We start from the raw sequence: 26,773 nt of genomic DNA, 5'->3' as shown, positions 1-26,773 counted from the left end.
GAATATACGCGTCGCCGACGCTTCGGTGATGCCGACCATCACCTCGGGCAACACCAACGCCCCGACCATCATGATCGCCGAGAAGGCGAGCGACCTGATCCGGGCTGCCGCACGCTAGAGCTTGCGGCCCGGCCCGAACAGGAAGATCACGGCGAGAAGCCCTGCCCCACCCATCACCGCGCACATGGAGAACGCGCTGCCGTCATGCAGCGCGCCGACCGCCATGGCCGCAACCGCGCCGCCGCCGAACTGCGCCGAGCCGACGGTCGCGGCGGCCGCCCCCGCATTCTTCGGATAGCGCGCCATCAGAATGGCCATGCCGTTGGCGCCCAGGATCGGCACCATGGCGACAAAGGCCATCAGGCCGACCAGCACCGTGTACGGCCCGGCCATGCCGGAGCGCTCCAGCGCGATCAGATAGAGCCCCGCGCCCGCCGCGATCAGTACGCCCGCATTGAGCAGCGTCTTCAGCTCGAACAGCTTGGTCAGACGGCTGTTGAGGAAAGCCGCGAACATGATCGCGACCGAGTTTGCCGCGAACAGCATCGCGTAATGGCCCGGCGTCAGGCCAAAGAACTCGATATAGACAAAGGAGGAGCCCGAGATATAGGCGAACAGCCCGCCGAAGATCGAGGCGCTCGCGACGGTCAGGCCGAAGGCCGGCGGATCGGCGAGGATATGCCGGTAGGCGCCCATCGCCTGAAGCAGGCTCATGCTTCCGCGCTCTTCGTGCGAATAGGTCTCCGGCAACATCAAGATCACCAGAACAAAGGCGATCGAGCCGAAAATGAACAGCGTCGTGAAGATCGCCCGCCAGTCGGCGAATTCGAGCAGAGCGGCACCGGCCAGCGGCGCAAGGATCGGCGCCAGCGTCGTCAGCATCATCATCAGGGAGAGAACGCTCGCGGCCTCTGACGGCGGATAGAGATCGCGGACCACCGTGCGCGCCAGGATCGAGGCCGCCCCGCCGCCGATCGCCTGGAAGAGGCGTGCCGCGATCAGTCCGTCGATCTCCGTCACCCGCATGCAGACGAGAGAGGAGACGATGAAGAGCGCGATTCCCGCGAGCAGCACGGGCCGCCTCCCGAAACGGTCCGAGATCGGGCCGTAGATCAGCATCCCGCCGGAAAAACCGGCGAGGAAGACGGCCAGCGTCGCCTGCACCTCGCGCGCCGGTACCGCGAGATCCCGCGCGATCTCCGGCAGGGCCGGCAGATACATGTCGATCGACATCGGGGCAAAGGCGGCCAGCGCCGCCAGCAACACGACCAGCCCGCCCTTCGGCAGTCGGATAGGCGCCGTCTTCAGCATGTCAGGAACACCGTTTACGAAGTCTGCCGGACCGTACCTCCGGCAGCGGTACCTGTCCAAACCTTTCGCAACTGCAAAAAGCCGGAAAGTCCAGCGCGAACAAGTGTGAACACGGTTTGGCTATTGTCCTCTGACGCGGTCGCGCTACCATCCGGTATACAATTTCGCGTGTTCCCCTACGCGCCGTAACAGGAGCTTACCGCATGGACTCGATCGTCGACGAAAACCTGCTCGGGACGATGAAATTCGGGATCGGACAGCCCGTTCCCCGATCTGAGGACCCAAAACTCCTACGCGGCCAGGGCGCCTATACCGACGATACCAATCTCGAGGGCCAGGCCTACGGCGTGATGGTCCGCAGCCCCTATGCGCATGGCACCCTGAACGGCATCGAAACCGCCGACGCACGCGCCATGCCCGGCGTGATCGCGATATTCACCGGAGCGGACCTCGAGGCCGCTGGGCTTGGCACGATGAAATGCGGCCTGCCTCTGAAGAACCGGGACGGCAGCCCTATCACCTACGTTCCGCGCGCAGCGCTGGCGACGGACAGGGTCCGCTTCGTTGGCGATCCGGCCGCCATCGTCATCGCCGAAACCGCCGCTCAGGCTCGCGACGCCGCGGAACTTGTGGAACTGGACATCGATCCCCTGCCCGCCGTCACCGATGCCCGCACCGCCGCCGGAGCGGGGGCGCCGCAGCTCTATGACGCTGTCCCGGGCAATATCGCGCTCGACTACCAGTACGGCGACACGGCGAAAGTCGATGCCGCCCTCGCCTCCGCGGCACATGTGACGAAACTGTCGCTGCGCAACAACCGGATCGTGGTAAACGCGATGGAACCGCGCTCTGCGGTCGGCGCTTTCGACCCGGCGAACGAGACCTACACCCTGCATGTCGGCTGCCAGGGCGTGTTCGGGATGATGAACACGCTGGCAAAGCAGATCTTCGACATCGCGCCGGAGAAGATGCATGTCATCACCGGCAATGTCGGCGGGTCCTTCGGCATGAAGGCCGGCGCCTATCCCGAATATATCTGCGTGCTGCACGCGGCGAAGGTTCTCGGCCGGCCGGTGAAATGGACCGACGACCGGTCCGGCAGCTTCCTCTCCGACTGCCATGGCCGCGACCACGACATGACGGCCGAGCTGGCAATGGATGCGGAGGGCCGGTTCACCGCGCTCCGGATCACCGGCTTCGGCAATGTCGGCGCCTTCCTCTCCGCTGTCTCGCCGATGATGCCCACCTTCAACACACTGAAGAACAGCAACAGCGTCTATCGCCTGCCGCTGATCGAAGTCGCGACCAAGGCGGTCTTCACCAACACTACGCCGATCACCGCCTATCGCGGTGCCGGGCGGCCGGAAGCCAACTACTACATGGAGCGGCTGATCGAGACTGCCGCGCGCGAGACCGGGATCGACCCGATCGAACTGCGCCGCCGCAACCTGATCCAGCCGGAGGAGATTCCCTACGCCGCCGCCAACGGAATGAACTACGACAGCGGCGATTTCCCCACCATCCTCGCCAAGGCGGTCGAGGGTGCGGACTGGGACGGCTACGAAGCCCGCAAGGCCGAGAGCGCGAAGAAAGGCCTGCTGCGCGGACGCGGCGTCGGCTGCTATCTCGAGGTCACCGCACCGGTGCAGCAGGAGATGGGCGGCATCCGCTTCGAGGAGAACGGCGACGTCACCATCATCACCGGCACGCTGGATTACGGCCAGGGCCACTGGACGCCGTTTGCGCAGGTGCTGCACCAGAAGCTCGGCGTCCCCTTCGAGAAGATCAAGCTGATCCAGGGCGACAGCGCCGAGCTGATCGCCGGCGGCGGCACCGGCGGCTCCAAGTCGATCATGGCGAGCGGCGGCGCGATCCTTCAGGCGGGCGACATCGTCATCGAGAAGGGCAAGAAGCTCGCCGCGCATCATTTCGAGACCGCAGTGGAAGACATCGCCTTCGAGAATGGCGCCTTCCAGGTCGCCGGCACCGACCGGACCATCGGCATCATGGAACTCGCGAAGGAGGCCCGGACGCGCTCCGACCTTCCGGCAGACCTGCCGAAGGATCTGAGCGTCGCCCACATCTTCGACAATGCGCCCTCGGCCTTCCCGAACGGCTGCCATGTGTGCGAGCTCGAGGTCGATCCGGAGACCGGGACCGTGCGGCTCGACCGCTATTCCATGGTCAACGATTTCGGCACCGTGGTGAACCCGCTGCTGGTCGAGGGACAGGCCCATGGCGGCATCGTGCAGGGCTTCGGACAGGCGCTGATGGAACAGACGCTCTACGACGAAGAAGGCCAGCTGCAGACCGGCAGCTTCATGGATTACGCCCTGCCCCGCGCCGCGGACGTGCCGAAATTCTCCTTCGCCACCCATGCGGTGCCCGCGACCACCAACCCGCTCGGCGCCAAGGGCTGCGGCGAGGCCGGCTGCGCCGGCTCACTGCCCTCGATCATGAATGCGCTGGTCGACGCGCTGGCGCCGCTCGGCGTGAAACATATCGACATGCCGGCGACGCCGGAGAAGGTCTGGGCGGCAATTCAGGCGGCAAAAGCCGCCTGATCACGGCTCAGAGCATATCGAGCGCCTGTTCCAGATCCTGGATCAGGTCGCCCGCATCCTCGATGCCGATGGAGAAGCGCAGCAGGTCCGACGGCACCGGCGTGCCCGCTCCCTCGATCGAGGCGCGGTGCTCAACCAGGCTCTCGACACCGCCGAGCGAGGTCGCACGATGGATCAGCTGGAGATTGGCGGCGACCTTGACCGCCGCCGCCTCGCCGCCAGCGATACGCAGCGAGAGCATACCCCCGAAGCCGTCCATCTGCTTCAGCGCCACCTCGTGACCCGGATGGGTGGGCAGCCCCGGATAGAGCACTGAGTCGACCTTGGCGTGGGAGTGGAAATGCTCGGCGATCGCCTGCGCGTTCTCGGACGCCTTGCGGACGCGCAAATGCAGGGTGCGCATGCCGCGCAGCAGCAGCCAAGCTTCGAACGGACCGATGACCAGCCCCTGTTCGGAGCGGACGCGGCGGAGCCGCTGCCACCAATCGTCATCCTTCGAGGTAACCAATGCTCCGGCAAGCACGTCGCTGTGGCCGTTCAGATATTTCGTCGCCGAATGCATGACGATATCGGCACCATGCTCGATCGGGCGGGAAAGGACTGGCGTCGCACAGGTCGAGTCGACGCAGAGCCGTGCACCGGCACCGTGGGCGAGTTGGGCAAACCAGGCGATATCGAGACAGTCCCAAAGCGGATTGGACGGGGTCTCGATCCAAACGATTTTCGTTTTGCCGGGTTTGATCAGACCGGCCGCGGTTTCGGGATTGCCCGCGTCGAAGAAGTCGAGATCGATCTGCCACTGCTCGGCGAACCCGATCAGCCATTTCCGGAGCCCCCAGTACATGACGGAAGCCGCCAGGACATGGTCACCCGGGCGCAGCGTCATGAAGGGAGCGACCGCCGCGGACATGCCGGAGGCAAGGATCATCGCGTCGGCGCCGTTTTCTAAACGCGCCAACAGCTCTTCGGCGATGTCATAGGTCGGGTTTTCGTTTCGGGTGTAGATATATCCCTTGGGGTAGGAATTGTCCGGCGCCCGTTCGTAGGTGGTCGCGAGATGGATCGGCGGCGTCACCGCGCCGGTGGTCTCGTCGACATGGCCCATGGCCTGCGCGGCAAGGGTTTCGGGCTTCAGATCGTTGTTACGCATTGCCGGCTCCGGCGAGAGGGATTGGTGTCCGGTACGGCAGATGCCGCGCCGCGTCTAGCCTCTAGCACGAGGCATGTTCCGGGGGAATGCCCGCTCCGGAAACATGACGCGTCCGGAAACAAATAAGGCTGCAGCGATCCCCTTTGGATGGAAGCCGCTGCAGCCTCATAATTGCCGGTTCTTCCGTCCGGATCTCCGTCCTGGCAGGTTGGAGACCTATCGGGTGGGTCTACCGATACGTGGCAATGAGGGGCAAAACCACGAGGTCGAACGTCATGTCCCGGCGGGGCAATTGAACAGGTCGATCAACGAGCACTGTTATTGTCAGTGTAAGAAACGACCCCGCAAACTGATAATTCTCTTTTAAAGCATCGTATTGGTTCCTATAACGAATGAATAACTCCGTATCGCAATCGGGAAGCAGGCTGAAATGGACACTTTGACGGCAATGAAGGTTTTTTGCTCCGTGGTCGAGAACGATAGTCTCGCCGGCGCATCGAGAACCCTCAACGTCTCCCCCTCGGTCGTGAGCAAGCAGCTCTCGGGGCTGGAGGACCGGCTCGGCGTCCGGCTGCTGAACCGCACAACGCGCCGGGTCAGCCTGACCGAAGTGGGCTCGGCCTATTACGAGCGCTGCAAGCGCATCCTCGCCGATGTGGACGAAGCGGAGATCGCGGTCTCCCAGGCGCACTCGGCGCCGCGGGGGCTCCTCAAGGTGACGGCGCCGACGACCTTCGCGCACCGTCACGTCGCCCCGCACCTGCCGGAATTCCTCGACCGCTATCCGGAAGTGGAAGTGCAACTGCTGGTGAACGATCGCGTGGTGGATCTCGTCGACGAGGGGATCGATCTCGCCATCCGGATCGCGCAGCTGAAGGATTCCAGCCTCATCGCCCGCAAGCTGGCGGTCAATCACCGCATGATCGTGGCCAGCCCCGACTATGTGAAGAAATGGGGCAAGCCGGAGACCCCGGACCAGCTCAGCGACCATTCGCTGATCACCTACGCGCCGGGCAATCCGATCAACGACTGGCACTTCATGGTCGACAACCAGCAGAAGATCCTGCGCGCCCGCGGCACGCTCGCCATGAACAACGGCGACTCGGTGCTGCAGACCGTGCTCGCCGGCGGCGGTCTTGCCATGCTCGCGGCCTTCATGGCGGGCGAGCATGTGAAGACCGGGAAGCTGGTCACCCTGCTCGACGAATATGTCCGCGAGGACGTGCCGATCTACGCCGTCTATCCGAGCGGCCGGCATCTCTCGCCGAAGGTCCGGGCGTTCGTCGACTTCCTGGTCGAGCTCTACGGCCCGTCGCCGTACTGGCTCTGAGCATCTACAAAGTTCGTCATCCCGGCCGCAGAGCCGGGACCTCGTCGAACGGAGGGCTCAACAGCAGAAAGATCCCGGCTCGATGGCCGGATGGACGGAATTGGAGTGGTTTGCGCCGCTTCAATAGTGGATACCGGTGTCCGTCGGGTTCCACTGCGCGAGCAACGGGACAAGCGTCCCCATTGCGTTGTATCCGACCTTCATATGCGCTCGAAAAGTTGCACCCACATGATGTGCGGCCTACCCTTGCCGCAGCATCATGTTGGGGGACTAATGAATGAGTGACACAGAGATCGTTCCTGGGACCGGGAGCGAAGGCGAGCAACCTTTGGCGCCGATCAAAGGCCGCGCCGGAATGGCGATCGCAGTTTACGCGCTCTACCTCGCGAGCTTCTTCGTCGGGATCACGTCCATCATCGCCGTAATCCTCGCCTATACCAGCCGGGAGCGTGAGGATTTCGGTCTCTACACGCACTATACCTTCCAGATCTATACCTTCTGGCTCGGCCTGCTCTACAGCGTCGGATTCGGCATCGCCGCAGCCATTCTGATGCTGCTGGCGGCCTCTCTCGGCATGTTTTCGATGGCCCTGATGGCGGTCGCCGGAATCGCGCTCTTCGCCTGGTTCCTCCTGCGCTGCTGCACCGGACTGGTGATGGCGATCAAGGGCGAGCCGATCGCCAATCCGGAAAGCTGGGGATTCGTCGCGGCACGGGCGTGAGCGGGGCCGCTCGCTTCACACCCCAACTTCCGTCATCCCGAACCTGATCCGGGACCTTTTGAAGGGTTTGCTCTGCGTTCGACAAGGCCCGGACTCAGCGACCGGGATGGCGAGCCAGGCGGGAAATGAAAAGGGCCGGTCTCACAACCGGCCCTGCTCGTTCGCAATCAGGTTTGACGTCAGCGCCAGCTCTCGTCGAGCTCTTCCGGTTCGCTCGTATAGCCCGCCTTCTTGATGCCCTTGGCCGCGCAATACTCGTCCTTCTCGGACGCATCGCCGCTGACCCCGACGGCCCCGATGATGGCACCGTTCTCCATGATCATCACCCCGCCCGGCGCGGCGGCCATGCGGCCCTCGAAAGCGGCGGCGGCAGCGACCTGGAAGCCGAGCCGCTCCTTCAGGCGGGCGCCGAGATTGCGTGAGGACTCGCCGAAACCGAGCCCGCCCCAGGCCTTCGCCGTCGCGATCTCGACCCGGCCGATGCCGGAACCGTCCTGGCGCTTGATGCAGACCGGGTGGCCGCCGGCATCGAGCACGACGACGGTCATCGGCATCATCTTTTCCTCGGTGGCGACGCGCAGCGCCTCGTCCGCAATGATCTCCGCCTTGGCAAGCGGCAACGCGACGTGAAGCGGGAAGTTTCCGGCCATGTTCTGATCCCCTGTTCTGGCTAATCCATGAATGCTGCGGTGCTTATAACATCGCCCTGCGTCGCCACGATACGGAGGCCTCATCCGCATCGCGGAAACCACGACAGGAACGAAAGACAGGCCTCTCTTCCCTCTTGGCGTGAAGTTCTGTATACACCTCGTCCCCTCGCCGCCGGGGCACCCTCAGGCGGCATGATCACGATCCGAAAAGTCCATTCACCCCGTGTCATCCACGAAGCGCCCCTGGAGCAAGCCGCGCCATGCGAACGGATACTCTCGCGATCGATTTCGGCACCTCCAATTCCGCCGCCGCGATCTGGTCGGGTAACCACATCGAACGAATTCCCATCGAAGGCAAGGCAGCGACATTGCCAACCGCCGTGTTCTTTCCCGTAGACGGACGCGGCATGCTGATCGGCGCCGCCGCTGCGGAAGCCCTCGTCGAGGGCGAGGACGGCCGCTACATGCGGGCACTGAAAAGCGTGCTCGGCCTGCCGCTGCTGCACGAACCGCGCACCCTCGGCGGCCGGCGGCAAACCCTCGCCGAGGTCGTCTCCGCCTTCCTCGCCGAACTCCGCACCCGCGCCGAAGCCCGCACTGGCCTCGACTTCCGCAAAGCGCTCTCCGGACGCCCGGTCCATTTCCACACCGCCGACCCCGAGAAGGACGCGCTGGCCGAGGCGGACCTGCGTCAATGCTATCTCGCCGCCGGTTTCGAGGAGGTTTCCTTCCTCGCCGAGCCGGAAGCGGCCGCCCTCGCCAGCCACGGTCTCGGGTCGGCGGAGGCTACCGGCCTGATCGTCGATATCGGCGGCGGCACCTCCGACTTCTCAGTGTTCCGCACGGCAGGCGGCGCACTCAGGATCCTCGCGAACCACGGCATCCGTCTCGGCGGGACGGATTTCGACCACGCGGTCTCTATGGATCACGCCATGCCCCTGCTCGGTCTCGGCGGCGAGTTGCGGCGGGATTTCGGCGAAGGCCTGCTGCCGGTGCCGAGCACGGTCTATTCCGAGCTCGCGACCTGGGCGACCATCCCCTTCCTCTACAACGCCAAGACCCGCCGCATGGTGGAGGAGATGGCGCGGCTCGCGGTCGAACGCGGCAAGATCGAGCGGCTGCTGACGGTGCTGGACCACCATCTCGGCCACGAACTCGCCTTCGCCGTCGAGCGCGGCAAGATCGACGCGAACGGCGCGGAGCGTGCCGGGCGGATCGGGATGGGTTTCATCGAGGACGGCCTCGACACGACGGTGACGCCGGAAAGCCTCGACGCGTCGCTGAAAGCGAACCGCAGCCTCCTCCGCGATGCAACTGCCGAAACGCTTCGCATGGCGGCGATCCAGCCGGATCAGATCGGACGTGTGATCCTCGTCGGCGGGTCCAGCCTGATGCGCTTCGTCAGCGAGGAAGTCGGCGCGCTTTGCCCGAACGCGGAGATCCTGACATCGGACGCCTTCACCGCCGTGGTCGACGGGCTTGCGCTGGCGACGCGAGGGGACTGACCGTCACCTCCCGGACACGATCCTGCAAGCGGTATCGAGGAGCACCTGAGCGCCGGCGATCAGCGAAGCATCGTCAGTATGTTCCCGCGGATTGTGGCTGATCCCGTCCCGGCTAGGGACGAAGATCATCGCCGCCGGACAGATCCGCGCCATCATTTGCGCGTCGTGCCCGGCACCGGAAGTCATCCGGCGGCAGGAGAGCTGCCGCGCCGCGGCGGCTTCCTCAATCATTCGGACGATGCCACCATCGAACGTTACCGGCTCGAAGCGGGCAAGCTGTTCGGTTTCGACGGTGACGCCGTCAGATGTTTCCAGCCCGGCGAGGAAGTCGGTCAGCGCCGCCTGACGTGCTTCCCAGACTCCGAGATCCGGGTCGCGGAGGTCGATCGTGAACTCCGCGAAATCGGGGATGACGTTGATGGCATTCGGCCCGAAGCGGATGGTGCCGACGGTCGCCACGCTAGCGGAACCCTCCACCAGCTGTCGCAGGAACGTGATCACCTTGGCGGCGGCCAGTCCCGCATCCGCGCGCATGCTGGTCGGCGTCGTGCCCGCGTGGTTGGCGGCGCCGCGGATCGTCACCTTCTGCCAGAATATGCCCTGAAGATTGGCGACCGCCCCCATGAGCTTGCCCTCGGCTTCCAGGACCGGCCCCTGCTCGATATGGGCTTCGATGAAGGCCGAGGGCACGATGGAACCCGGTTCCATCGGACCCGCATAACCGATGCGTCGGAGTTCCTCGCCGAGGATCGTACCGTCGGTCCCTACGACCGCCAGCGCGGCGTCTACGTCGAGCCCGCCCGCATGAACCAGAGAGCCCATCATGTCGGGAGCGTAGCGAACGCCCTCCTCATTGGTGAAAGCCGCGACGATCACCGGACGGTCCGGTTTCATGCCGGAGGCTTTCATCGCCTCGATGACCGACAGCGCCGAGAGCACGCCGTAGCAGCCGTCGAAGATGCCCGCATTGATCACCGTGTCGATATGGCTGCCCAGCATCAGCGGCGCGACGTCGCTTTCGATGTCCCAGATCCCGAAGATATTGCCGATCCGGTCGACCTGCACCTCGAGATCCGCTTCCTTCAGCCAGGCGACGAGCCGGTCACGTCCGAGCTTGTCCTCGTCGGAGGCGGCGAGACGCGTCAGGGCGCCCGCCTCGTCACGTCCGATCTCCCCGAGCTCGCGCAGACGGGCGAGAAGCGTTCCCGCATCGATGGATGCTGATTGAGTCATGATGTTCGGGCTTTCCTTCGATAAAGAAAAAGCGCGGCCCCGCTGCCGGGACCGCGCTCCATCATTCCACGCGCTTTCCGGGCTCAGCCCGCGAGCTTCTTCTTCAGCAGCTCGTTGACCATCGCCGGGTTGGCCTTGCCCTGGCTCTGCTTCATCACCTGGCCGACAAAAAAGCCGAAGAGCTTGTCCTTGCCGGAGCGGTATTCCGCGACCTTTTCGGCCTGGGACGCCATTACGCTGTCGATCAGTTCCTCGATCGCCCCGGTGTCGGTGACTTGGCGAAGCCCCTTCTCCTCGACGATCGTGGCGGCGTCCTTGCCGCTCTCGAACATCTCGGCGAAGACGTCCTTGGCGATTCGGCCGGAGATCGTGTTGTCGGCGATCAGGTCGATCAGGCCGCCGAGCTTGGCCTCGTCGACCGGACTCTCGGAGAGATCGAGGCCGGCCTTGTTGAGGTTGCCGAACAGCTCGGTGATCATCCAGTTCGCCGCCAGCTTCGGATCGCGGCCCTCGGCCACCTTCTCGTAGAACGCCGCCGTCTCCTGCTCCTCGACGAGGATCGCGGCGTCATAGGCGCTGAGGCCCCAGTCGCTCATGAAGCGGGCCTTCTTCGCGTCCGGCAGTTCCGGCAGGCGCGCCTTCTCTTCCTCGACGAATTCCTCGCTGAATTCCAGCGGAAGCAGATCGGGATCGGGGAAGTAGCGGTAGTCGTGCGCCTCTTCCTTCGAGCGCATCGAGCGGGTCTCGCCCCGGTTCGGGTCATAGAGGCGGGTTTCCTGATCGATGGCGCCGCCGTCCTCGATGATCTCGATCTGGCGCCGCGCCTCGTACTCGATCGCCTGCTGCATGAAGCGGATCGAGTTCATGTTCTTGATCTCGCAGCGCGTGCCGAATTCCTCGCCCGGCCGGCGCACGGAAACGTTCACGTCGGCCCGCATCGAGCCTTCCTGCATGTTGCCGTCGCAGCTGCCGAGATAGCGGAGGATGGAGCGCAGCTTCTTGACATAGGCCGCCGCCTCCGCCGCAGACCGGATGTCGGGCCGGGAGACGATCTCCATCAGCGCGACGCCCGAGCGGTTTAGATCGATGAAGCTCTGCGACGGGCTCTGGTCGTGGATCGACTTGCCCGCATCCTGCTCCAGATGCAGCCGCTCGATGCCAACTTTCTTCGTGCTGCCGTCCGGCAGATCTATCTCGATCTCGCCCTCGCCCACGATCGGCTGCTTGTACTGGCTGATCTGGTAGCCCTGCGGCAGGTCCGCGTAGAAGTAGTTCTTGCGGTCGAAGACGCTGAAGCGATTGATCTTGGCTTTGAGTCCGAGGCCGGTTCGCACGGCCTGTCGCACACATTCCTCGTTGATCACCGGCAGCATGCCGGGCATCGCGCTGTCGACCAGCGAGACCTGGGTGTTCGGCTCGGCCCCGAAGGCGGTCGCCGCGCCGGAGAAGAGCTTCGACTTCGAGATCACCTGGGCGTGGACCTCGAGACCGATGACGATCTCCCAGTCACCCGTAGCGCCCTGGATCAGGTTGGACTTCGCTTCGCTCATCTCACTTGCTCCCCGCGAGGAAAGCCGGCTTGGCATCGAAGCCCGCGGCCTGTTCCAGAACGTGACCGACCTTCAGCACGGTCTCCTCGTCGAACGGCTTGCCGAGCAGTTGCAGGCCGAGCGGCAACCCGTCCTCGGAGAGCCCGACCGGGACCGAGATGCCCGGAATGCCGGCGAGGCTCGCCGGGACGGTGAAGACGTCGTTCAGATACATCTTGATCGGATCGTCCTGATTCTCGCCGATGGCGAAGGCCGCGGACGGCGCCGTCGGGGTCAGGATCGCGTCGACCTGCCCGTAGGCGTCGTCGAAATCCTTCTTCAGCAGCGCGCGGACCTTCTGTGCCTTCAGGTAATAGGCGTCGTAATAGCCGGCCGAGAGCACGTAGGTGCCGATCAGCACCCGGCGCTTCACCTCGTCGCCGAAACCGGCGGCGCGGGTGTTCTCGTACATCTCGATCAGGCTGCCGCCCTCCTCGCGGAGGCCATAGCGCACGCCGTCATAGCGCGCCAGGTTCGAGGAGGCTTCGGCCGGGGCGATGATATAGTAGGTCGGCAGCGCGTACTTGGTGTGCGGCAGGGAGATATCGACGATCTCCGCACCCGCGTCCTTCAGCATCTCGGCGCCGCGCTTCCAGAGCGCGTCGATCTCCTCCGGCATGCCGTCCATGCGGTATTCCTTCGGAATGCCGATCTTCATGCCGCGCACGTCGCCGGTCAGCGCCGCCTCGAAATCCGGCACCGCGAGATTGGCGGAAGTGGAATCCTTCGGATCGTGCCCGGCCATCGCGCCAAGCATCAGCGCCGCATCCTGAACGTTGCGGGTAATCGGGCCCGCCTGATCGAGGGAAGAGGCAAACGCGACGATGCCCCAGCGCGAGCAGCGCCCGTAGGTCGGCTTCATGCCGACGATGCCGCAGAAGCTTGCCGGCTGGCGGATCGAGCCGCCGGTGTCGGTGCCGGTCGCGGCGATCGCGAGACGGCCGGAAACCGCGGCCGCGGAGCCGCCGGAGGAACCGCCCGGCACCAGCTTCTGGTTGCCGCCGCCGGAGCGCCGCCAGGGGTTCTCCACATTGCCGTAGTAGCTGGTGATGTTGGCCGAGCCCATCGCGAACTCGTCGAGATTGAGCTTGCCGAGCATCACCGCGCCGGCATCCCAGAGATTCTGGCTGACGGTCGATTCATATTCCGGCTTGAAGCCGTCTAGGATGTGCGAGGCCGCTGTGGTCAGCACGCCCTTGGTGCAGAAGAGATCCTTCATGCCGATGGGCAGGCCTTCCATCGCCCCGCCCTCGCCCTTGGCGAGCTTCGCGTCGGAGGCCTTGGCCATCTCGCGCGCCTTCTCCGGCGTCTCGGTGATGAAGGCGTTGAGGCCCTTGCCCTCCTCCATCGCGCCGATATAGGCCTCGGTCAGCTCCACGGAGGTGATCTTCTTCGCCTTCAGCGCGTCGCGCGCCTCGGTCAGGGACAGATTGAGAAGCTCGCTCATCACTCGACCACCTTCGGAACCGCGTAATAACCGTGGGCGCGCTCGGGAGCGTTCGCCAGCACCCGCTCAGGATAGGCCCCGTCGGTCACCTCGTCCTTGCGCATCGGCAGGCCGTGCCCGGTGACGCTCGCCAGCGGCTCGACATTGTCGGTATTGACCTCGTTCAGTTGCTCGACGAAGCCGAGAATGTTGTTGAGGTCGCCCACGAGGGCGTCGAGTTGCGCGTCGTCGGTCCTGATGCGCGCGAGATGCGCGATCCTCGCGACAGTGGCTTTGTCAAGCGACATCGGATAAGGCTCTCCGTGATATTCGGAATCAAGCGATTGCCCGGTAAAAATACTTAATAGCTAAGTATCGCGCGGGCGGCGGAAAGTATCACCCGGACATGACATTCTGCAACCCTGCCGACCTGCCGTCCCTCATGCGTCCGATGAGCCGGATTCTGGGGCTGGATCTCGGTACCAAGACCATCGGCATCGCGGTCTCCGACCCCTTCCTCTCGGTCGCCTCGCCGATCGAGACGATCCAGCGGAAGAAGTTCACCAAGGACGCGGAACGGCTGGCCCAGATCGTCGAGGAACGAAATGTCGGCGCCTTCCTAATCGGTCTGCCGCTCAACATGGACGGCAGCGAGGGCCCGCGCGCCCAGTCGACCCGCGATTTCGCCCGCGAGCTGATCCTGCGCATCGACCTCCCGGTCGCCTTCTTCGACGAGCGCATGAGCACCATGGCGGTCGAGCGGGCGATGGTCGACGCGGACATGACCCGGAAGAAGCGTGCGGAGAGGGTCGACCAGCTCGCCGCCGCCTATATCCTGCAGGCCGCGCTGGACGCGATGCCGAAATAGAAAAAGCGGAGTCAGGCCTTCGACGGCCGCTCCCCGCTCCGGTAGTCCACGACCTCCAGATCGCCGAAGATCATCCGCAACGCTTTCTCGCCCTGTTCCTTGACGTAGTCGATGCGCCCCTGCCCGGTGAAATTCAGCTCGTTCGCCTGGTCGGCGATCCAGCGCAGGATCTCCGCCCGGGCATCGGAAGCGACAACGCCCCCGGCCCCGACATGGCCAAGGATCCCTCCGGATCTCGACGCGAAGACGATCGCCACGTCGGACGGACTGCCCGGACCGTTCTCGGCCATGCCGGGGCCGCCGAAGATGCGGTCGAGCGCCGAGCCGGCTGAACTCGGGGCGTTGCGGGGTTTCGATGGGGAAACGGTGCTCATGGCAATTTCATCCGGGTGACCTCAGGGTTTCGGATAAATAGCCACGCAATAATTATGCCGAACTGCCAGGCAACTCCTGCCCGCCCTCTCGCCGGCGGCTCAACGCGCCCACATCGGCGCCAGTGTAGTCTCCAGGACACGCTGGTCGCGCAGGCTGAAGCGGGTGAAGAAATCGATCCCGGTCAGGTCCTCGATATGCGCGACGGTGGTGCGGTAATTCGGCAGTTCGTGCCAGTCGAGCTTCACGTTCGGCAGCAGGAAGGCGATCACCCGGCGCGGCTGGTCCTGATAGACGATCTTGAAGAACGCCTCGGGCACCGCGATCGATTTCTCCCGGTCGCCGCAGCGCCGCTTCATCAGCTTGCCGCGCACGGGAACGTCGAATTCCGGCGCCTTCTCGACCGGCCCGGTGATCACCGTCAGCGTGCCACGTAGCTCGGTCCAGTCCCGCACCTGGGTCTCGAGATTGCGCCAGATGCCGCGGTTGAAGCCGATGCCGATCTGCGGCGCCATGTTGGTCATGTAGAAGCTCTCGTCGGTCCGCTCCTGCGAATACTTGAAATCGGCGGCCGGCGCCTGATGGCCGCGATCGTAGCCCGAGCCGGCATAGTCGTCGGAACAGACCACCAGCGGCCCGTTCTTGCCCATCCCCGTCGAGGCGACGACCTGCGGGTCGGGCTTGAAGCTGCTCTTGTCGCGATCGCCGGGTCCGCTCAGATTGGCCTTGGGAACGCTCTCCAGCACCCAGTCCGGCAGCAGCGTCTCGGCGTTCAGCGAGAGCAGATAGCCCGCGTGACAGATCATCTGCCGCTCGTCTGAATCGAAATCACCCTTGTAGGCCGGGATCCCCGTATCGGCATGCAGCCGCGCGCAACGTCCGGCGGGATCGGGCGGAAAGCCGTCATCCGCCGACGCCGCTGCGGAGAACCCGGCGGCGCAGAGCACGGCGAGAAGGACGGCCCGGAAGATCATTGCGGCGGCGCCGGAGGTGCGGGCGGCGCGGGCGGCGAGTGGGCCGGGGCCTTGGAGCCGAGCCCCTTCGAGACCAGATAGCCGCCGCCGCTGATGCCGAGCAGCGCGAGCGTCCCGTTCGGCACGTCGATCAGCGTCCCGGCCTCGATGCAAAGCACGAGATAGAGCGCCGCGACCACAAAGGTGAAAATGAGGAACTGGAAGCGCGACAGCGAGGCCTTGGGCGGCGCGTTCGCCGGCGCGCCCGGATCCCTGGTGGTCTCCGAGAGGAGATATGTCAGATCGATCTTGCCGGTGACGATCTTGTAGAGCACCGCGAGGCCGAAACAGAGCAGAAGGGCGCAGACCGCGAGGCTCACGTATATGGCGATGATGTTCGGTGTCATGCTTGGTTTCCCCTGTCGGTTCGGGCGCTAGAGCCGGTTGACGACCTTTCCGCCGAGATAGACGCCCTGGCTCGCCAGCAGCAGTTCCGTCAGGGCGGCCGGCGGATCCGGCATCTGGATCAGCGGCGCGGCGCCGCCCATGGCCTCGACGACCGTCTTTACATAAGCCGCGAGCACGAAAACGAAGACGAGCAGCATCTGCACCCGGTGCAGGTTCACGGCCCGCCCGCCGCCGTCGAGCCGGTCCGTCAGGATCCCGGCCGTGCGGATGCGCCCGTTGAGCAGGCCCAACGCAACCACCCCCATCATGGCGAGCAGCCAGAGGAGCAGCCCGTAGCGCAGCAGGCCGATCGCGAAATCCATCGTCATACCGGTCAGCTTACACAAAACCTAAACGGGTATCGATGGGGATATTTTTCTATACCAGATGATCGCCGGAAATCCCGCCGTCTTTTCACCGGAACCCGGTTGCCAATCCCGGGCTGGACCATGACAATCCGGGAGAAGCATTCCCCCCGCGCCGACCCAAGAAGGAACCAGACTTCCGTGACACGCCACGCGATCAAGCTTCCACCGACCTTCTTTGCCCTGCTTCTGGCGCTCGTCCTCACGCTCTCCTTCGCGGCCGCCTCCGGCGCTGCGGAAACATCGGGCATCGAGGCCTTTCACGCATCGCGAAACGACGCTCCCGTCTGGGTCGGCGGCAAGAATGACGGGGCGCTGAACGAGCGCGGCCTCGCCGTCCTCTCCGCCCTCGCAGCAGCCGACAGGGACGGGCTCGATCCGTCGGACTATGCGATCGACCCTTCCGTCACCGAGCCCGGCGCGCTCGACCGTGCCGTCAGCGCGACGCTGATCCGCTACGTCACCGACCTGCAGGCGGGACGGGTGGCGCCGCAGAAGGCCGACCCGGATCTTTTCGTCTATGCCCGGGAAATCGATATATCCGGGAGCCTGGAGAGGCTCGCCGCGGCGGAGGACCCGAAGGCCGCGCTTTCGAACCTGGCGCCCGCCAATCCGGTCTACCGCCGCCTGCGCCGCCTGCTCGCGGAATACAGGGCGCTCGAAGAGACCGGCGGCTGGACGAATGTCCCGGGCGGGCCGGCCCTGAAACCGGGGATGCGCGATCCCCGCGTCGAAGCGGTCCGCACGCGGCTGCAGGCAACCGCCGATATCGGCGAAAGCGAGGGCGACAGACAGCTCTACGATGCGGCGCTGGAGATCGCGGTCCGCGCGTTCCAGCGCCGTCACGGGCTGGAACCCGACGGCGTGGTCGGCGCCAAGTCGGTCGCCGCGATGAACGTGCCGGTCGGCGAGCGCATCCGGCAGATCCTGATCAATATGGAGCGCTTCCGCTGGATGCCGGACGAGTTCGGCGACGACCATGTCTTCGTCAACATGGCCGGCTTCGAGCTCGACTATGTGCGCCACGGCACCATAGACCTGCGGATGCGCGTCGTGGTCGGCCGGCAATACCGGGAAACCCCGGTCTTCAGCGACCGGATCCGCTATATCGAGGTCAATCCGACCTGGACCGTGCCGCCGAAGATCGCCAATCAGGACCTGCTGCCGAAGATCCTGAAGGACCCCGGCTTCCTCAAGACCGGCGGCTTCGAGGTGTTTTCGAGCTGGCAGGAGGACGCGACCCTGCTCGACCCGGCGAAGATCGACTGGGCCAAGCTGCCGAACGGCCGCGTCCCCTACCGGCTGCGCCAGGCGCCCGGCAAGACCAACGCGCTCGGCCAGTTCAAGTTCATGTTCCCGAACAGGTTCGACATCTATCTGCACGACACCCCGGCGCGGCAGGATTTCCGCCGCGCGGTGCGCGCCTTCAGCTCCGGCTGCATCCGGCTCGAGCAGCCGCAGACGCTGGCGGAAGTGCTGCTGGCGGCGGACGGGCAGCCCGCCGAGCGGCTTGCAGGCGCCCTCGCCTCCGGCAAGACCACGCGAATCAATTTCAAGACTCCGGTGCCGGTGCACCTGACCTACCTCACCACCTGGATCGGCGAGGGCGGCACGGTCGAGTTCCGCGACGACATCTATGGCCGCGACAAGCTGCTCGCCGCCGCGCTCGGGCTCTGAGAACACGCCGCGCCGCGACCGGAACGCCCCGTCAGGCCTTAAATTCCGCTTGCGGAAACCCAAGATTGGGAGGAAAGAGAGTTGGCTTCGTCTTATCGGTGAAGTGAGAGATGAAAGAAGATCCCTACGCATCGCCCCGCTCCCCGCTCCTGCCCCGCAGGACGGTGCTGACCGCCCTCTCGGCCCTTGCCGTCTCGGCCGCCCTGCCGTCGGATCTCCTCGCCGCCACGCCGGTCATGACCGGCACCGCCGCGCCGGGACACCGTCCCAGGCGCCTGAAACTGCGCCACCTGCATACTGGCGAGCGGATCGACATCGCCTATGCCCATGGCGAGCGCTACGATCACGGCGCGCTGGCCGAGATAAATCACTTCCTGCGCGATCACCGCGACGACACCGTGCATCCGATCGACCCCGAGGTGATCGACTTCCTGCACGCCCTCGCCCATCGCCTCAAGATCGACAAGCCGATCCAGATCATCTGCGGCTACCGCTCGCCGAAATCGAACGCCCTGCTGCGCGCCCGCAGCACCGGCGTCGCCAAGCGCAGCCTGCATCTCGAGGGCCGCGCCATCGACATCCGCGTGCCCGGCCGCTCGGTCAAGGCGGTCGCCCGCGCCGCCCTATCTCTCCGGCGCGGCGGGGTCGGGAAGTACACCAAGTCGAATTTCGTCCATATCGACTGCGGCCGCTTCCGTACCTGGGGCGCGTGAGGCGTCGCAAGATACTCTGGTGTTATGAGTTCGGTCTCAGTTTGAGGCCCTAAGCCAGGCCCGGGCGGCCTTCAGATCCCCAAAAACCCGCAATTCGAAACTGCTCCCGGCCGCTTCGAAGCGGGCCGCAATCGCCTTGAGCAGCAAGGCATTCAATTCGGTTCTCGCCACGATGGCGGTCTTGGCCCCCGCACCTCGGACCTCGCCAAAACTCGCACCTGCCACGGCGACAGATTGAAATTCATCGTGATTGACCGCGGAAAGGCTGGCCCGTGTCAGATCCCAGAGGGCGAACTTCGACCGCGTAGATGCGAAATGGTTCGTGATCGCCACAATGGCCTCTTCGGCGGTTATCCGGCCGGAGGCTTGAAACACCACCAGATTTTCATCTTCGACTATCGTGCGAACCGACATGTCCCTCCACCGATCATATCCGGCCAAGCCCGAACATCCTACCAGGGCGAAAACTCTCGCAAGACGCGAATCCGAAGCGCAATAATTCAATACTCACCATAGGAAACGAAGAGAAAGATGATGATACCATGATTCGTTTCAAAAGTCTGATGACCCTGGTTAGTCTGACTCCTGCCCTTCTCCTCGCGCCGCTGCCGGCCTCCGCGCATGACGAGAAACCCATCGGCGACGCGGTCAACACCCTGCCGATCTTCGACGCCCATATGCATTACAAGGAACCGGCCTGGGCGGAGTTCCCGGTCGCGAGCGTCATCGAGCTGATGGACCGGAGCGGCGTCGCCATGGCGCTGGTCTCCTCGACGCCCGACGAGGGCACCATCATGCTCTGGGAATATGCCCCGAACCGCATCGTGCCGGAGCTGCGCCCCTATCACGGCAGCGCCGGCTCCTCGAACTGGACCAAGGCGCCCGGCATGGAGGCGTACCTCGCAAAGCGGCTGGAGATGTATCCGCACCGGGGCATCGGCGAGTTCCACATCCACCGGCTCGACACCTCCGACGAGGCCCTCTTCCGCCAGGTGATCGCCATGGCCAAGGCGCGCGACATCTTCCTCCACGTCCATTCCGGCCCGGAGCCGGTCCGCTGGCTCTACTCGCTCGATCCGGCGGTCAAGATCATCTGGGCCCATGCCGGCCTCGGCGAGCGGGCGGAAACGGTGCATCGCCTGCTGGCCGAGTTCCCGACGCTGGTCGCGGACACTTCGCTCCGGGAATACGACATCATCGGTGCGGACGGCGGGCTCGACCCCGCATGGGAGACCATCCTGCTCACCTTCCAGGACCAGCTGATGGTCGGCAGCGACACCTGGGTCAACGGCCAGTGGGAAAACTACACCTCCATCATGGCATCGCACCGGCACTGGCTCTCGAAGCTGCCGGAAACGGCGGCGCGGAAGATCGCGTACCGGAACGCGGAGCGGCTGTTCGGTCGGGAGGTTTCGATTGAGCTGGTTGGGGTTAGGTAGAGAAAGGTCTGAGCAGCGATTCAGCAGCACGCCACCCACTTTTCAAATGAAAATACATCATGACATAAGCTTAAACCATGATCTGACTGCGAGATTCAATCTTTCTTGCTCCAACTCATCGGTCGGATTACAATGCGCAATTGGCCCACGAAGCAAATTTAGCTGATTTGTAATATTGCTAACAGCCGTTTTTGATGAAAAAACAGTATCAAATATATCCCAATTATCCGTTATTAACTGAGACAACTCCCCGAAAGTTGTATAATCAATTAAATTATCAGAACGAGGCGTAATACCGCTATCAATCTCTTTCCTTCTCCTTACATTTGCAATATTCCTGATTTTATTCTCGTCAACTCTATTACTATGCCACCAATTTGCCCCCTCCGCCTCTATCATAATTTCCTTAACTAATTTACGAATAGAGTTCTCCAAGCAATAGAAGACTTCGTAAAATTCGGACATTCGCGCGGCTTCCAGTCGCAACTCCGCTTCAAACTGATCATACTGAGATGACTTTCTGCTTTTAGACGCGCCCTGAAGGGACTGAAGATCAATAGCGTACGCCTCTTCGATCGAGGCAAGATCTTCAACAATTTGAAGGCCAGACATACCAAAAGCCCTGATTAAACCGTCTACCCGCTTAGGCATCCTCGTCTCGCAACAAATTTTCTTTTAAGCTTTTAAATATGGCATTGAAAACTGCGGGATCTGACGTAGCTGGAAGGTTGAGATGTATCGTGTACCCCAAGTTTAGACCAATGCTTGCTTCGCTTTTTCTTAAAGACACGCCACTATTCGCCGAATTAGATGATTTCGCTGCACCTTGAATCGCAGCACCCGGCATTTCATTGTTTTCTGCGGAAGAATTTTTGAAATCCGCAAACCTCTTGAGAGAACTTATCGCCGCTACAGATAGCTTAACTGGATTTGAGTCATGCGCATGACCAGTCTCCTCTACGACCAATCCCAACAGTTCTTGGTCGGAGAGTTCATGCATGAATTCGTTTCGAACATAAAGCGGCGCATACGCCTTTTTTATCGCTACCGCCATCGCCTTACCTGAAGACGTTGGATTTCGAAATTTTGTGTAGAGTTCTGTTGGCTTGCCATCAGAACTCGAGAACCCAATTTTCTTCAAGAACGCGGTCATTTGATCGCCGGACCCACCGGGAATCCCAAGAACTGTTTTGACAAAATCTTGGCTAACTCTCTCTGGTACTGCTGCTTTTATGATCCCATTCAACGCCTTCTCGATATTTCCCGGCGAAGTTACATAAGGTAACGATGCCATGACCACCCCCATCGTGAGACACTTATCGGTTGCATCTTATAACTCAAATATATCAAGGTAGATTTCCTTTTATACAATTAGTTTAGCTAGTTCGTGACAAGCATGCTCAGCGAATAGATGCTTTTCTTATAAAAGATGAAGAGTGAAACACGCTCGTGAAGCGACGCCCCGGGCCGTATGAATGACGCTTCGACCAATTACCGCACAACGGACCCGCTAGGAGATTCGATAATGAAAATTAAAAAGAAAAGAAATGCGCGATCGAACTCCCCGGTGGTGTCCAAAGGAACAGCTTTTCCATTTCAAGTATCCGTAACTTGTTGGGTTGACCTTCTCGGCTACGGATCAATGATATCACAAGCAAACTACAATCCACTCAATGACACATCCAATCTCGCCGTTGCACGTATCGAAAAATTTCACCAATTAATCGCACAACACACTAATCGGTATTTCCCAGCATTAATCCTTAATGATGGAGCAGTTATATATCGCGATTTATCGCTACGCAGTCGTTCTGTAACGTACGATTTCTTTGTTCGATGCTTCCGCCTTTTTGAGGATATTAATGATTTGGAGAATCAAAATAATTTTCCAGGAGCAAGGATGATCCTCGCGGCAGGATTTCGTCTAAGAAAGCGACCTATAAAGGTAGTTTCACACCATAACAAATCAATTCTTCGTCGATACAGGGAAGGCCGAATTACTGCTGAAGAAGCAATTCATGAGGCGGCAAAAAGTCGTGACTTCGCTGAAAGCATTCCCGAACTTCAGTCCAATTTTGCATTCACTAAAAGTTATGTGGCCGATACAGATGGAACAAAAGGAGGATTAGTCGGTCCGAATTTCTACGTCGATGATCTATTATTTTCTTCTATACCAACTTGGTTGATCAAAGAAGATTTAGTGCATTGGAAAAACGAAAAACTTAAACTTTCTGCATCATTCGTCCCCGTGATTTCGATAGACAAATGCAATCACCCATCCGGTGGGCCTACCGAAATTCGGAGCGGGCTTGAGGTCGCCCAGATACTCTCTGATGACCCTAACGTTCTGTCCGCACTCAGATCCAAAGGCAAACTAAGAGATCAATGAAAAGCCAATTTCAAATAATGGAGGTGCTACTTGTTTTAGAAATGGACGGATGATCGATGCGAGCTTTCAACTCTTCTCGTACCGATATAACTGGCCACAAGGCAAGAGAGTTGATCGCTCGCCCCTCAAGCCGCCTGCTCAACCCTGTTCCGCCCGCTCTCCTTCGCGCGATAGAGCGCCGCGTCGGCCCGCGAGAGCAGGTCCGTCGCCGCGTCGCCGGGGCGCCAGGCGGCGATACCGAAGCTGGAGGTCTTGTGGCCAACCCCCGGGAACTCGTACTCCTCGAGCGCCTGGCGGAAGCGTTCCGCCTTGGCCATCAGGCCGGCGAGGTCCGTCTCCGGGCAAACCACCAGGAATTCCTCGCCGCCCCAGCGGCCGACCACGTCCGTCGCGCGGGAGCAGTGCTTCAGGACCTTCGCCACCTCCGCCAGCACCCGGTCGCCGGTCTGGTGGCCGAACTGGTCGTTCACCTGCTTGAAATGATCGATATCCATCATGATCACGCCGAACGCCTCGCCGTAACGGGCGGCGCGGGAGATCTCCCGGCCCATCTCCTCTTCCAGCTTGGTCCTGTTGTAGAGCTTTGTGAGCGGATCGGTCGTCGCCAACACTTCCAGCTCCTTCACCTTCTCGGCGAGCGAGCGGCTGAGGCGCTGGTTCTCCTCCAGCGCCGCCTCGATCTCCGCCTTGGAACGCATCAGCTCGATCTCGTGCTGGCGGAGTTCCTCCTCGGCCTTGCGGAGGTCGGTCGCGATGGTAATGCAAAGGGCGATGCCGCCATTTGCGGTCTTGGCTTCCTTGACCAGCAGGCGGCTGCCGTCGACATAGTCGCGCACGGTGATGTCGCCGGCCGGGTTCTGGTGGGCATGCACCCGCTCGCGGATGAACTCCTCTTCCCGGCCCCGCGCCGCAATCACCTTGCCGAGCGCGACATTCATCCGGATGCCGTCCTCGTAGGTCAGGCCTTTCTCGACGAACTCCTCGGCGCGCGGATTGACCTGCAGAAAGGCCTTGTTGAAGAAAATCAGCCGGTCCTGCTCATCATAGATCGCGATGGCCTCGGCCAGATCGTCGATCACTTCCAGGATCTGTTCGGTATAGCGCGACTGCCGCTTCTGTCTGTCTTCACCCACCGAAATCCATCCCGGAGCCGTTCCCGCGCCAGCCGCGCGGACCCGGGGTCCGCCAGCCTGCTTACGTCTGACATGATAGATTTAATTTCTTAAAAAATTCCTCAGATCCCTGAATATATTCGGGAGACAGGCGGCCTCAAGTGGCCCGGCCGTGCGCCTCCACCAGTGCCTTCATCTTCCGCACCGCCGCCTCGGGCGCGGTCAGCACCGGGCGCTCCGTCACCGCGCGGCAGGCCGGTGCCGCAGGCGCCATCGAGAAATGGGCGAGCATGAAGACATCCGCCTCCGCATTGCGCGCCACCGTCTCCGCGATAAGGCGGTTGTGGGTCTCCGCATCGCCGGCCGCCAGCGCCTCCCGCGCACCCTCGGCGAAATGCGTCGTCAGCCGTGCATCGGAGCCGCGCCGCGCCGCCTCTTCGCGGAACTCCTCCGCCATGCCGTCTGCCGCCGCCGGAAAGGTGTAGATCATCGCCGCGCGGGCGCCCTGGCCGAAGGCCTCCTCGAACATCGCTTCGTTGGGTTTCAGCACCGGCAGCGGCGAGGTCCGCGCCGCCTCCTCGATCGCCGTACCGAAGGCGGAGCAGGTATAGAGGATCCCCGCCGGTCCGGTGCCCTCGGCATAGCGCGCCAGCGTAAGGATGCGCGCCGCCAGATCCGGCGAAAGGTCCGCGCTCTTCGCCCGGTCGATCGAAAGACCCTCGTCGAGCAGCGAGATCAGCTCGGCCTCGGGCCAGTGCTCGGCGAAGGCCGCCTCGACCGGAGCGATGGCGAGTCGCGTCGCGTGGATCAGGGAAAGGCGGACCGGGTCGGGCATTTCAGGCTCCTTGTCTCAATAACGGCAAGCGCGGCTGCGCCGGGCCTCACGTCTCCGGCGGCGGGCGCATGTAGACGATGACGCTGAGGATCACGTCGACGTCCGTTCCGTTCGCCGCGAACGGCAGGAAGGCCCGTTCGAGCGCGGCGAAATCCAGTTTGAACGGAGTTGGCGAGCGACCGTATCTGTAGTTCGGCAGTCCCGTCTCCGCGACCTCAACGCGGTCGCGCACCAGCGGCTGGTTTCCCGCGCCCGGCCAGACCTCGTCGAGATACCGGCCGGTGAAATCGCCGCCCATCGCCTCGACGATCCCGGTCCCCATAAGGCGCACCCGGAAACGGTACGGGTCCCGCTCCACGTCGGTCAGGACGAGGTTGGGCAGGAGTCGCGGGATCTGCATCGGGTCGAACGCGGCGCGCGCCGGGATCCGGTCGCCCGGATGGATGGCGATCCAGTAGGACAGCAGGTCCTGGACCTCCCGGGCTTGCGCGCGGTCCCTGATCTCCCGCGCACGCTGGAGACTTGGATGTTCTTCCATGCTCGCTCCGTCCGCTCCGGCCTCTAGCGGGTTACTCCCCCTCGTAGCGGTAGCGGAAATCGCAGTGGCTTGCCCCGCTCATGATGGTCTGGCCGCGCTCCATGGTGATCCTGTCCGAATAGCCCTCGCAGAAGCTGCCGTCGCGGTTGCAGGAGAGCAGATGGCCGATCTCGCCGAGACCCATCTCGCGGTACATCTCGGCATAGCGGCAGCGCGTGACGTTGAAGTGGAACGTCTCCTCCGTGCGCTCGATCTCCTCCGTCTCCAGCGCGCCGCCATGGGTCCAGAGGCTGTAGAGCGCCTGGAAGCTGCGCATGTCGCGGTCCGGCCCGTCGCGCTCGGCGAAGCTCCGGGCCTGGGCGATGGCGGCCTTGCGGATCGCGTTGCCGAGGATCTTCTGGGCGGCCGCCCTGCCGACCTCCGCCACCATCTCCTCGTAGATCGGCTTGATCACATTCGCCTCGATGCGGCGGAGTTCGAGGATGGGAAGGTCGGTCATGGCACTCTCCTTCTCGTCACCTGGCGCCCCCTCTCAGCGCCCCAGGGTGCCGCCCTTCTGCGAGCGCGGATCGCGCAGCGCCCAGCGCCCGGCCTCGACCTCGTGGAAGAAGTCGAGAATGGTGCGGTTGAAGAGGTCCGGCTCCTCCAGGTTGAGGGTGTGGCCGGTCTTCGGAAACATGGCGTGGCCGGCGGACGGGATGCAGCGCTTCATGAAGAGGCCCGGCTCAAGGCAGCTCTCGTCCTCGTCGCCGTTCACGATCAGCGTCGGCACGGTGAGCGCGCGCATCTTCTCCTCCAGCTCCCAGAGCGAGGGCCGGTTCGCCTGCACGCCGCGGAGCGTGTTGGCGGAGCCCTTCGAGGAATGCTCGCCGAGCTGCTTCGCGAACTCTTCCCAGCCGCGCGGATCCTTGTTCTGCAGCTGCACCCGGGCGGGCTCCAGCGCGTAGCCGGGCGCGACCTTGTTCATGCCCTCTGTCTCGATCCGGTCGGCCAGCGTGTTGGACTGCGCCTTGAACTCGCCGCGCTTCTCCGGGTCGGCGCCGTAGCCGCAGCCGGCGACCACGAGCGAGAGCGCGCGTTCGGGATAGGCGAGGCCGAAATGCAGGGTGGCGAAACCGCCCATGGAGAGGCCGACGATATGCGCCGCCTCGATGCCGTTGCCGTCGAGCACGGCGAGGATGTCGTCGCGCGCCTTGTCCTGGCTGTAGCTCGCCACATCCTCCGGCACGTCCGACGGCGTGTAGCCGCGCGCGGAATAGGTGATGCAGGTGTAGTAGCGGGCGAGCGCCCTCACCTGCGGCTCCCAGCTCCTGTGATCGCCCGCGAACTCGTGTACGAACACCACCGGCGTGCCTTCGCCCGTGGTTTCGCAATAGAGCGCGACGCCGTCCTTCGCCTGTACGTAGCCCATCGATGCCTCCCCTGGCCTTTGGTCTTTTCGGAACTATGCAGGATGAGGCCGGGCGGCAGAAGGGGCCGCGATCAGACGAAAGAGTGAAACGGCTTTATGGAAAGACCGGCGCTTTCAAGTTTCGAACGGAGTGTCCTCGCCATGGCGACCGCCGCCGGGTTGTCGCCATGGACGC

Annotated in this window: 29 protein-coding genes; 10 read left to right on the top strand and 19 right to left on the bottom strand. The window is 63.1% G+C overall.

Annotated features, from left to right (window positions below; translation table 11 throughout):
* Positions 1-118 (top strand): GMC oxidoreductase (locus JJ959_RS19655; protein WP_292887656.1); only part of this gene is annotated, 118 nt, incomplete at its 5' end.
* Here the strand turns inward: JJ959_RS19655 and JJ959_RS19650 are convergent.
* A complete protein-coding gene (locus JJ959_RS19650) occupies positions 115-1,311 on the bottom strand; it encodes a Bcr/CflA family multidrug efflux MFS transporter (RefSeq protein ID WP_292887655.1) in 1,197 nt (398 codons plus the stop codon). The genes JJ959_RS19655 and JJ959_RS19650 overlap by 4 nt on opposite strands.
* A 203-nt stretch (positions 1,312-1,514) precedes the next feature.
* On the opposite strand from JJ959_RS19650, the gene JJ959_RS19645 reads away from it, so the two are divergent.
* Positions 1,515-3,875 (top strand): xanthine dehydrogenase family protein molybdopterin-binding subunit, encoded by a 2,361-nt coding sequence (locus tag JJ959_RS19645; protein WP_292887652.1) that lies wholly within the window; start codon positions 1,515-1,517, stop codon positions 3,873-3,875.
* Positions 3,876-3,882: 7 nt separating this feature from the next.
* Here the strand turns inward: JJ959_RS19645 and JJ959_RS19640 are convergent, their stop codons facing one another.
* On the bottom strand, positions 3,883-5,025 hold the full coding sequence (locus JJ959_RS19640) for a PLP-dependent aspartate aminotransferase family protein (RefSeq protein ID WP_292887650.1): 1,143 nt from the start codon (positions 5,023-5,025) through the stop codon (positions 3,883-3,885).
* A gap of 448 nt (positions 5,026-5,473) precedes the next feature.
* Between JJ959_RS19640 and JJ959_RS19635 the strand changes: the two genes are divergently transcribed.
* Both JJ959_RS19635 and JJ959_RS19630 read left to right on the top strand, forming a co-directional pair.
* Complete coding sequence (locus JJ959_RS19635; protein WP_292887648.1) at positions 5,474-6,355, top strand: LysR family transcriptional regulator; 882 nt, start codon at positions 5,474-5,476, stop codon at positions 6,353-6,355.
* A 277-nt stretch (positions 6,356-6,632) separates the two neighbouring features.
* Positions 6,633-7,076, top strand: a complete 444-nt coding sequence (locus tag JJ959_RS19630; protein ID WP_292887645.1) for a hypothetical protein — start codon at positions 6,633-6,635, stop codon at positions 7,074-7,076.
* 179 nt (positions 7,077-7,255) lie between these two features.
* Here the strand turns inward: JJ959_RS19630 and JJ959_RS19625 are convergent, their stop codons facing one another.
* The gene (locus tag JJ959_RS19625; protein WP_292887642.1) at positions 7,256-7,726 is read right to left on the bottom strand and encodes a heme-binding protein; all 471 of its coding nucleotides are present in this window, start codon (positions 7,724-7,726) and stop codon (positions 7,256-7,258) included.
* Positions 7,727-7,986: 260 nt separating this feature from the next.
* Between JJ959_RS19625 and JJ959_RS19620 the strand changes: the two genes are divergently transcribed.
* The gene (locus JJ959_RS19620) at positions 7,987-9,231 is read left to right on the top strand and encodes an Hsp70 family protein (protein ID WP_292887639.1); all 1,245 of its coding nucleotides are present in this window, start codon (positions 7,987-7,989) and stop codon (positions 9,229-9,231) included.
* A 3-nt stretch (positions 9,232-9,234) separates the two neighbouring features.
* Here JJ959_RS19620 and JJ959_RS19615 read toward each other — a convergent pair whose 3' ends face one another.
* The 4 genes from JJ959_RS19615 to gatC form a co-directional block, all read right to left on the bottom strand.
* On the bottom strand, positions 9,235-10,464 hold the full coding sequence (locus JJ959_RS19615) for a Zn-dependent hydrolase (protein ID WP_292887636.1): 1,230 nt from the start codon (positions 10,462-10,464) through the stop codon (positions 9,235-9,237).
* Positions 10,465-10,547: 83 nt separating this feature from the next.
* Positions 10,548-12,014 (bottom strand): Asp-tRNA(Asn)/Glu-tRNA(Gln) amidotransferase subunit GatB, encoded by a 1,467-nt coding sequence (gatB, locus tag JJ959_RS19610; RefSeq protein ID WP_292887634.1) that lies wholly within the window; start codon positions 12,012-12,014, stop codon positions 10,548-10,550.
* Between the two features lies 1 nt (position 12,015).
* Entirely contained in the window at positions 12,016-13,500 is a 1,485-nt protein-coding gene (gene gatA / locus JJ959_RS19605; protein WP_292887631.1) for an Asp-tRNA(Asn)/Glu-tRNA(Gln) amidotransferase subunit GatA, read from the bottom strand.
* Positions 13,500-13,787: an Asp-tRNA(Asn)/Glu-tRNA(Gln) amidotransferase subunit GatC gene (gatC, locus tag JJ959_RS19600; protein ID WP_292887628.1), complete on the bottom strand. Its 288-nt coding sequence runs from the start codon at positions 13,785-13,787 to the stop codon at positions 13,500-13,502. The genes gatA and gatC overlap by 1 nt, the downstream gene beginning before the upstream one ends.
* Before the next feature lie 98 nt (positions 13,788-13,885).
* Between gatC and ruvX the strand changes: the two genes are divergently transcribed.
* Positions 13,886-14,347, top strand: a complete 462-nt coding sequence (gene ruvX / locus JJ959_RS19595) for a Holliday junction resolvase RuvX (protein ID WP_292887626.1) — start codon at positions 13,886-13,888, stop codon at positions 14,345-14,347.
* 11 nt (positions 14,348-14,358) lie between these two features.
* Here ruvX and JJ959_RS19590 read toward each other — a convergent pair whose 3' ends face one another.
* From JJ959_RS19590 to JJ959_RS19575, 4 genes are all read right to left on the bottom strand, one after another.
* A complete protein-coding gene (locus JJ959_RS19590; RefSeq protein WP_292887623.1) occupies positions 14,359-14,721 on the bottom strand; it encodes a hypothetical protein in 363 nt (120 codons plus the stop codon).
* 99 nt (positions 14,722-14,820) lie between these two features.
* The gene (locus tag JJ959_RS19585) at positions 14,821-15,693 is read right to left on the bottom strand and encodes a DNA/RNA non-specific endonuclease (protein WP_292887620.1); all 873 of its coding nucleotides are present in this window, start codon (positions 15,691-15,693) and stop codon (positions 14,821-14,823) included.
* Positions 15,690-16,079, bottom strand: a complete 390-nt coding sequence (locus tag JJ959_RS19580; RefSeq protein WP_292887617.1) for a hypothetical protein — start codon at positions 16,077-16,079, stop codon at positions 15,690-15,692. Before JJ959_RS19580 ends, JJ959_RS19585 begins: the two co-directional genes overlap by 4 nt.
* Before the next feature lie 27 nt (positions 16,080-16,106).
* Positions 16,107-16,448 (bottom strand): hypothetical protein, encoded by a 342-nt coding sequence (locus tag JJ959_RS19575; protein ID WP_292887614.1) that lies wholly within the window; start codon positions 16,446-16,448, stop codon positions 16,107-16,109.
* A 177-nt stretch (positions 16,449-16,625) separates the two neighbouring features.
* Here JJ959_RS19575 and JJ959_RS19570 point away from each other — a divergent pair, with 177 nt between their 5' ends.
* Positions 16,626-18,161: a L,D-transpeptidase family protein gene (locus JJ959_RS19570; RefSeq protein WP_292887611.1), complete on the top strand. Its 1,536-nt coding sequence runs from the start codon at positions 16,626-16,628 to the stop codon at positions 18,159-18,161.
* Positions 18,162-18,271: 110 nt separating this feature from the next.
* Complete coding sequence (locus tag JJ959_RS19565; protein WP_292887609.1) at positions 18,272-18,874, top strand: DUF882 domain-containing protein; 603 nt, start codon at positions 18,272-18,274, stop codon at positions 18,872-18,874.
* A 36-nt stretch (positions 18,875-18,910) separates the two neighbouring features.
* On the opposite strand, the gene JJ959_RS19560 is transcribed toward JJ959_RS19565, so the two are convergent.
* Entirely contained in the window at positions 18,911-19,288 is a 378-nt protein-coding gene (locus JJ959_RS19560) for a hypothetical protein (RefSeq protein WP_292887606.1), read from the bottom strand.
* 128 nt (positions 19,289-19,416) lie between these two features.
* Between JJ959_RS19560 and JJ959_RS19555 the strand changes: the two genes are divergently transcribed.
* Positions 19,417-20,313: an amidohydrolase family protein gene (locus JJ959_RS19555; protein WP_292887603.1), complete on the top strand. Its 897-nt coding sequence runs from the start codon at positions 19,417-19,419 to the stop codon at positions 20,311-20,313.
* Positions 20,314-20,370: 57 nt separating this feature from the next.
* On the opposite strand, the gene JJ959_RS19550 is transcribed toward JJ959_RS19555, so the two are convergent.
* Complete coding sequence (locus JJ959_RS19550; RefSeq protein WP_292887600.1) at positions 20,371-20,964, bottom strand: Swt1 family HEPN domain-containing protein; 594 nt, start codon at positions 20,962-20,964, stop codon at positions 20,371-20,373.
* Complete coding sequence (locus JJ959_RS19545; RefSeq protein WP_292887597.1) at positions 20,957-21,607, bottom strand: DUF5343 domain-containing protein; 651 nt, start codon at positions 21,605-21,607, stop codon at positions 20,957-20,959. Before JJ959_RS19545 ends, JJ959_RS19550 begins: the two co-directional genes overlap by 8 nt.
* 231 nt (positions 21,608-21,838) lie before the next feature.
* Here JJ959_RS19545 and JJ959_RS19540 point away from each other — a divergent pair, with 231 nt between their 5' ends.
* Positions 21,839-22,702: a hypothetical protein gene (locus JJ959_RS19540; RefSeq protein WP_292887594.1), complete on the top strand. Its 864-nt coding sequence runs from the start codon at positions 21,839-21,841 to the stop codon at positions 22,700-22,702.
* A gap of 125 nt (positions 22,703-22,827) precedes the next feature.
* Here JJ959_RS19540 and JJ959_RS19535 read toward each other — a convergent pair whose 3' ends face one another.
* The 5 genes from JJ959_RS19535 to JJ959_RS19515 form a co-directional block, all read right to left on the bottom strand.
* Positions 22,828-23,835, bottom strand: a complete 1,008-nt coding sequence (locus JJ959_RS19535) for a sensor domain-containing diguanylate cyclase (RefSeq protein ID WP_292887591.1) — start codon at positions 23,833-23,835, stop codon at positions 22,828-22,830.
* Positions 23,836-23,971: 136 nt separating this feature from the next.
* Positions 23,972-24,649: an arylsulfatase gene (locus JJ959_RS19530; RefSeq protein ID WP_292887588.1), complete on the bottom strand. Its 678-nt coding sequence runs from the start codon at positions 24,647-24,649 to the stop codon at positions 23,972-23,974.
* Positions 24,650-24,695: 46 nt separating this feature from the next.
* Positions 24,696-25,187 carry a PAS domain-containing protein gene (locus JJ959_RS19525; RefSeq protein WP_292887585.1) on the bottom strand — a complete coding sequence of 164 codons (492 nt, stop codon included), beginning with the start codon at positions 25,185-25,187 and terminating at the stop codon, positions 24,696-24,698.
* Positions 25,188-25,218: 31 nt separating this feature from the next.
* Positions 25,219-25,686, bottom strand: coding sequence for an L-2-amino-thiazoline-4-carboxylic acid hydrolase (locus JJ959_RS19520; protein WP_292887582.1), 468 nt, complete (start codon positions 25,684-25,686; stop codon positions 25,219-25,221).
* 33 nt (positions 25,687-25,719) lie between these two features.
* A complete protein-coding gene (locus JJ959_RS19515; protein WP_292887579.1) occupies positions 25,720-26,598 on the bottom strand; it encodes an alpha/beta hydrolase in 879 nt (292 codons plus the stop codon).
* Positions 26,599-26,773 lie beyond the last annotated feature (175 nt).

The organism is Nisaea sp. (genome assembly GCF_017640745.1).
Taxonomy (GTDB): domain Bacteria; phylum Pseudomonadota; class Alphaproteobacteria; order Thalassobaculales; family Thalassobaculaceae; genus Nisaea.
Note: the sequence above shows the minus strand (reverse complement) of the source record. Positions and strands in the feature narration are given on the sequence as shown.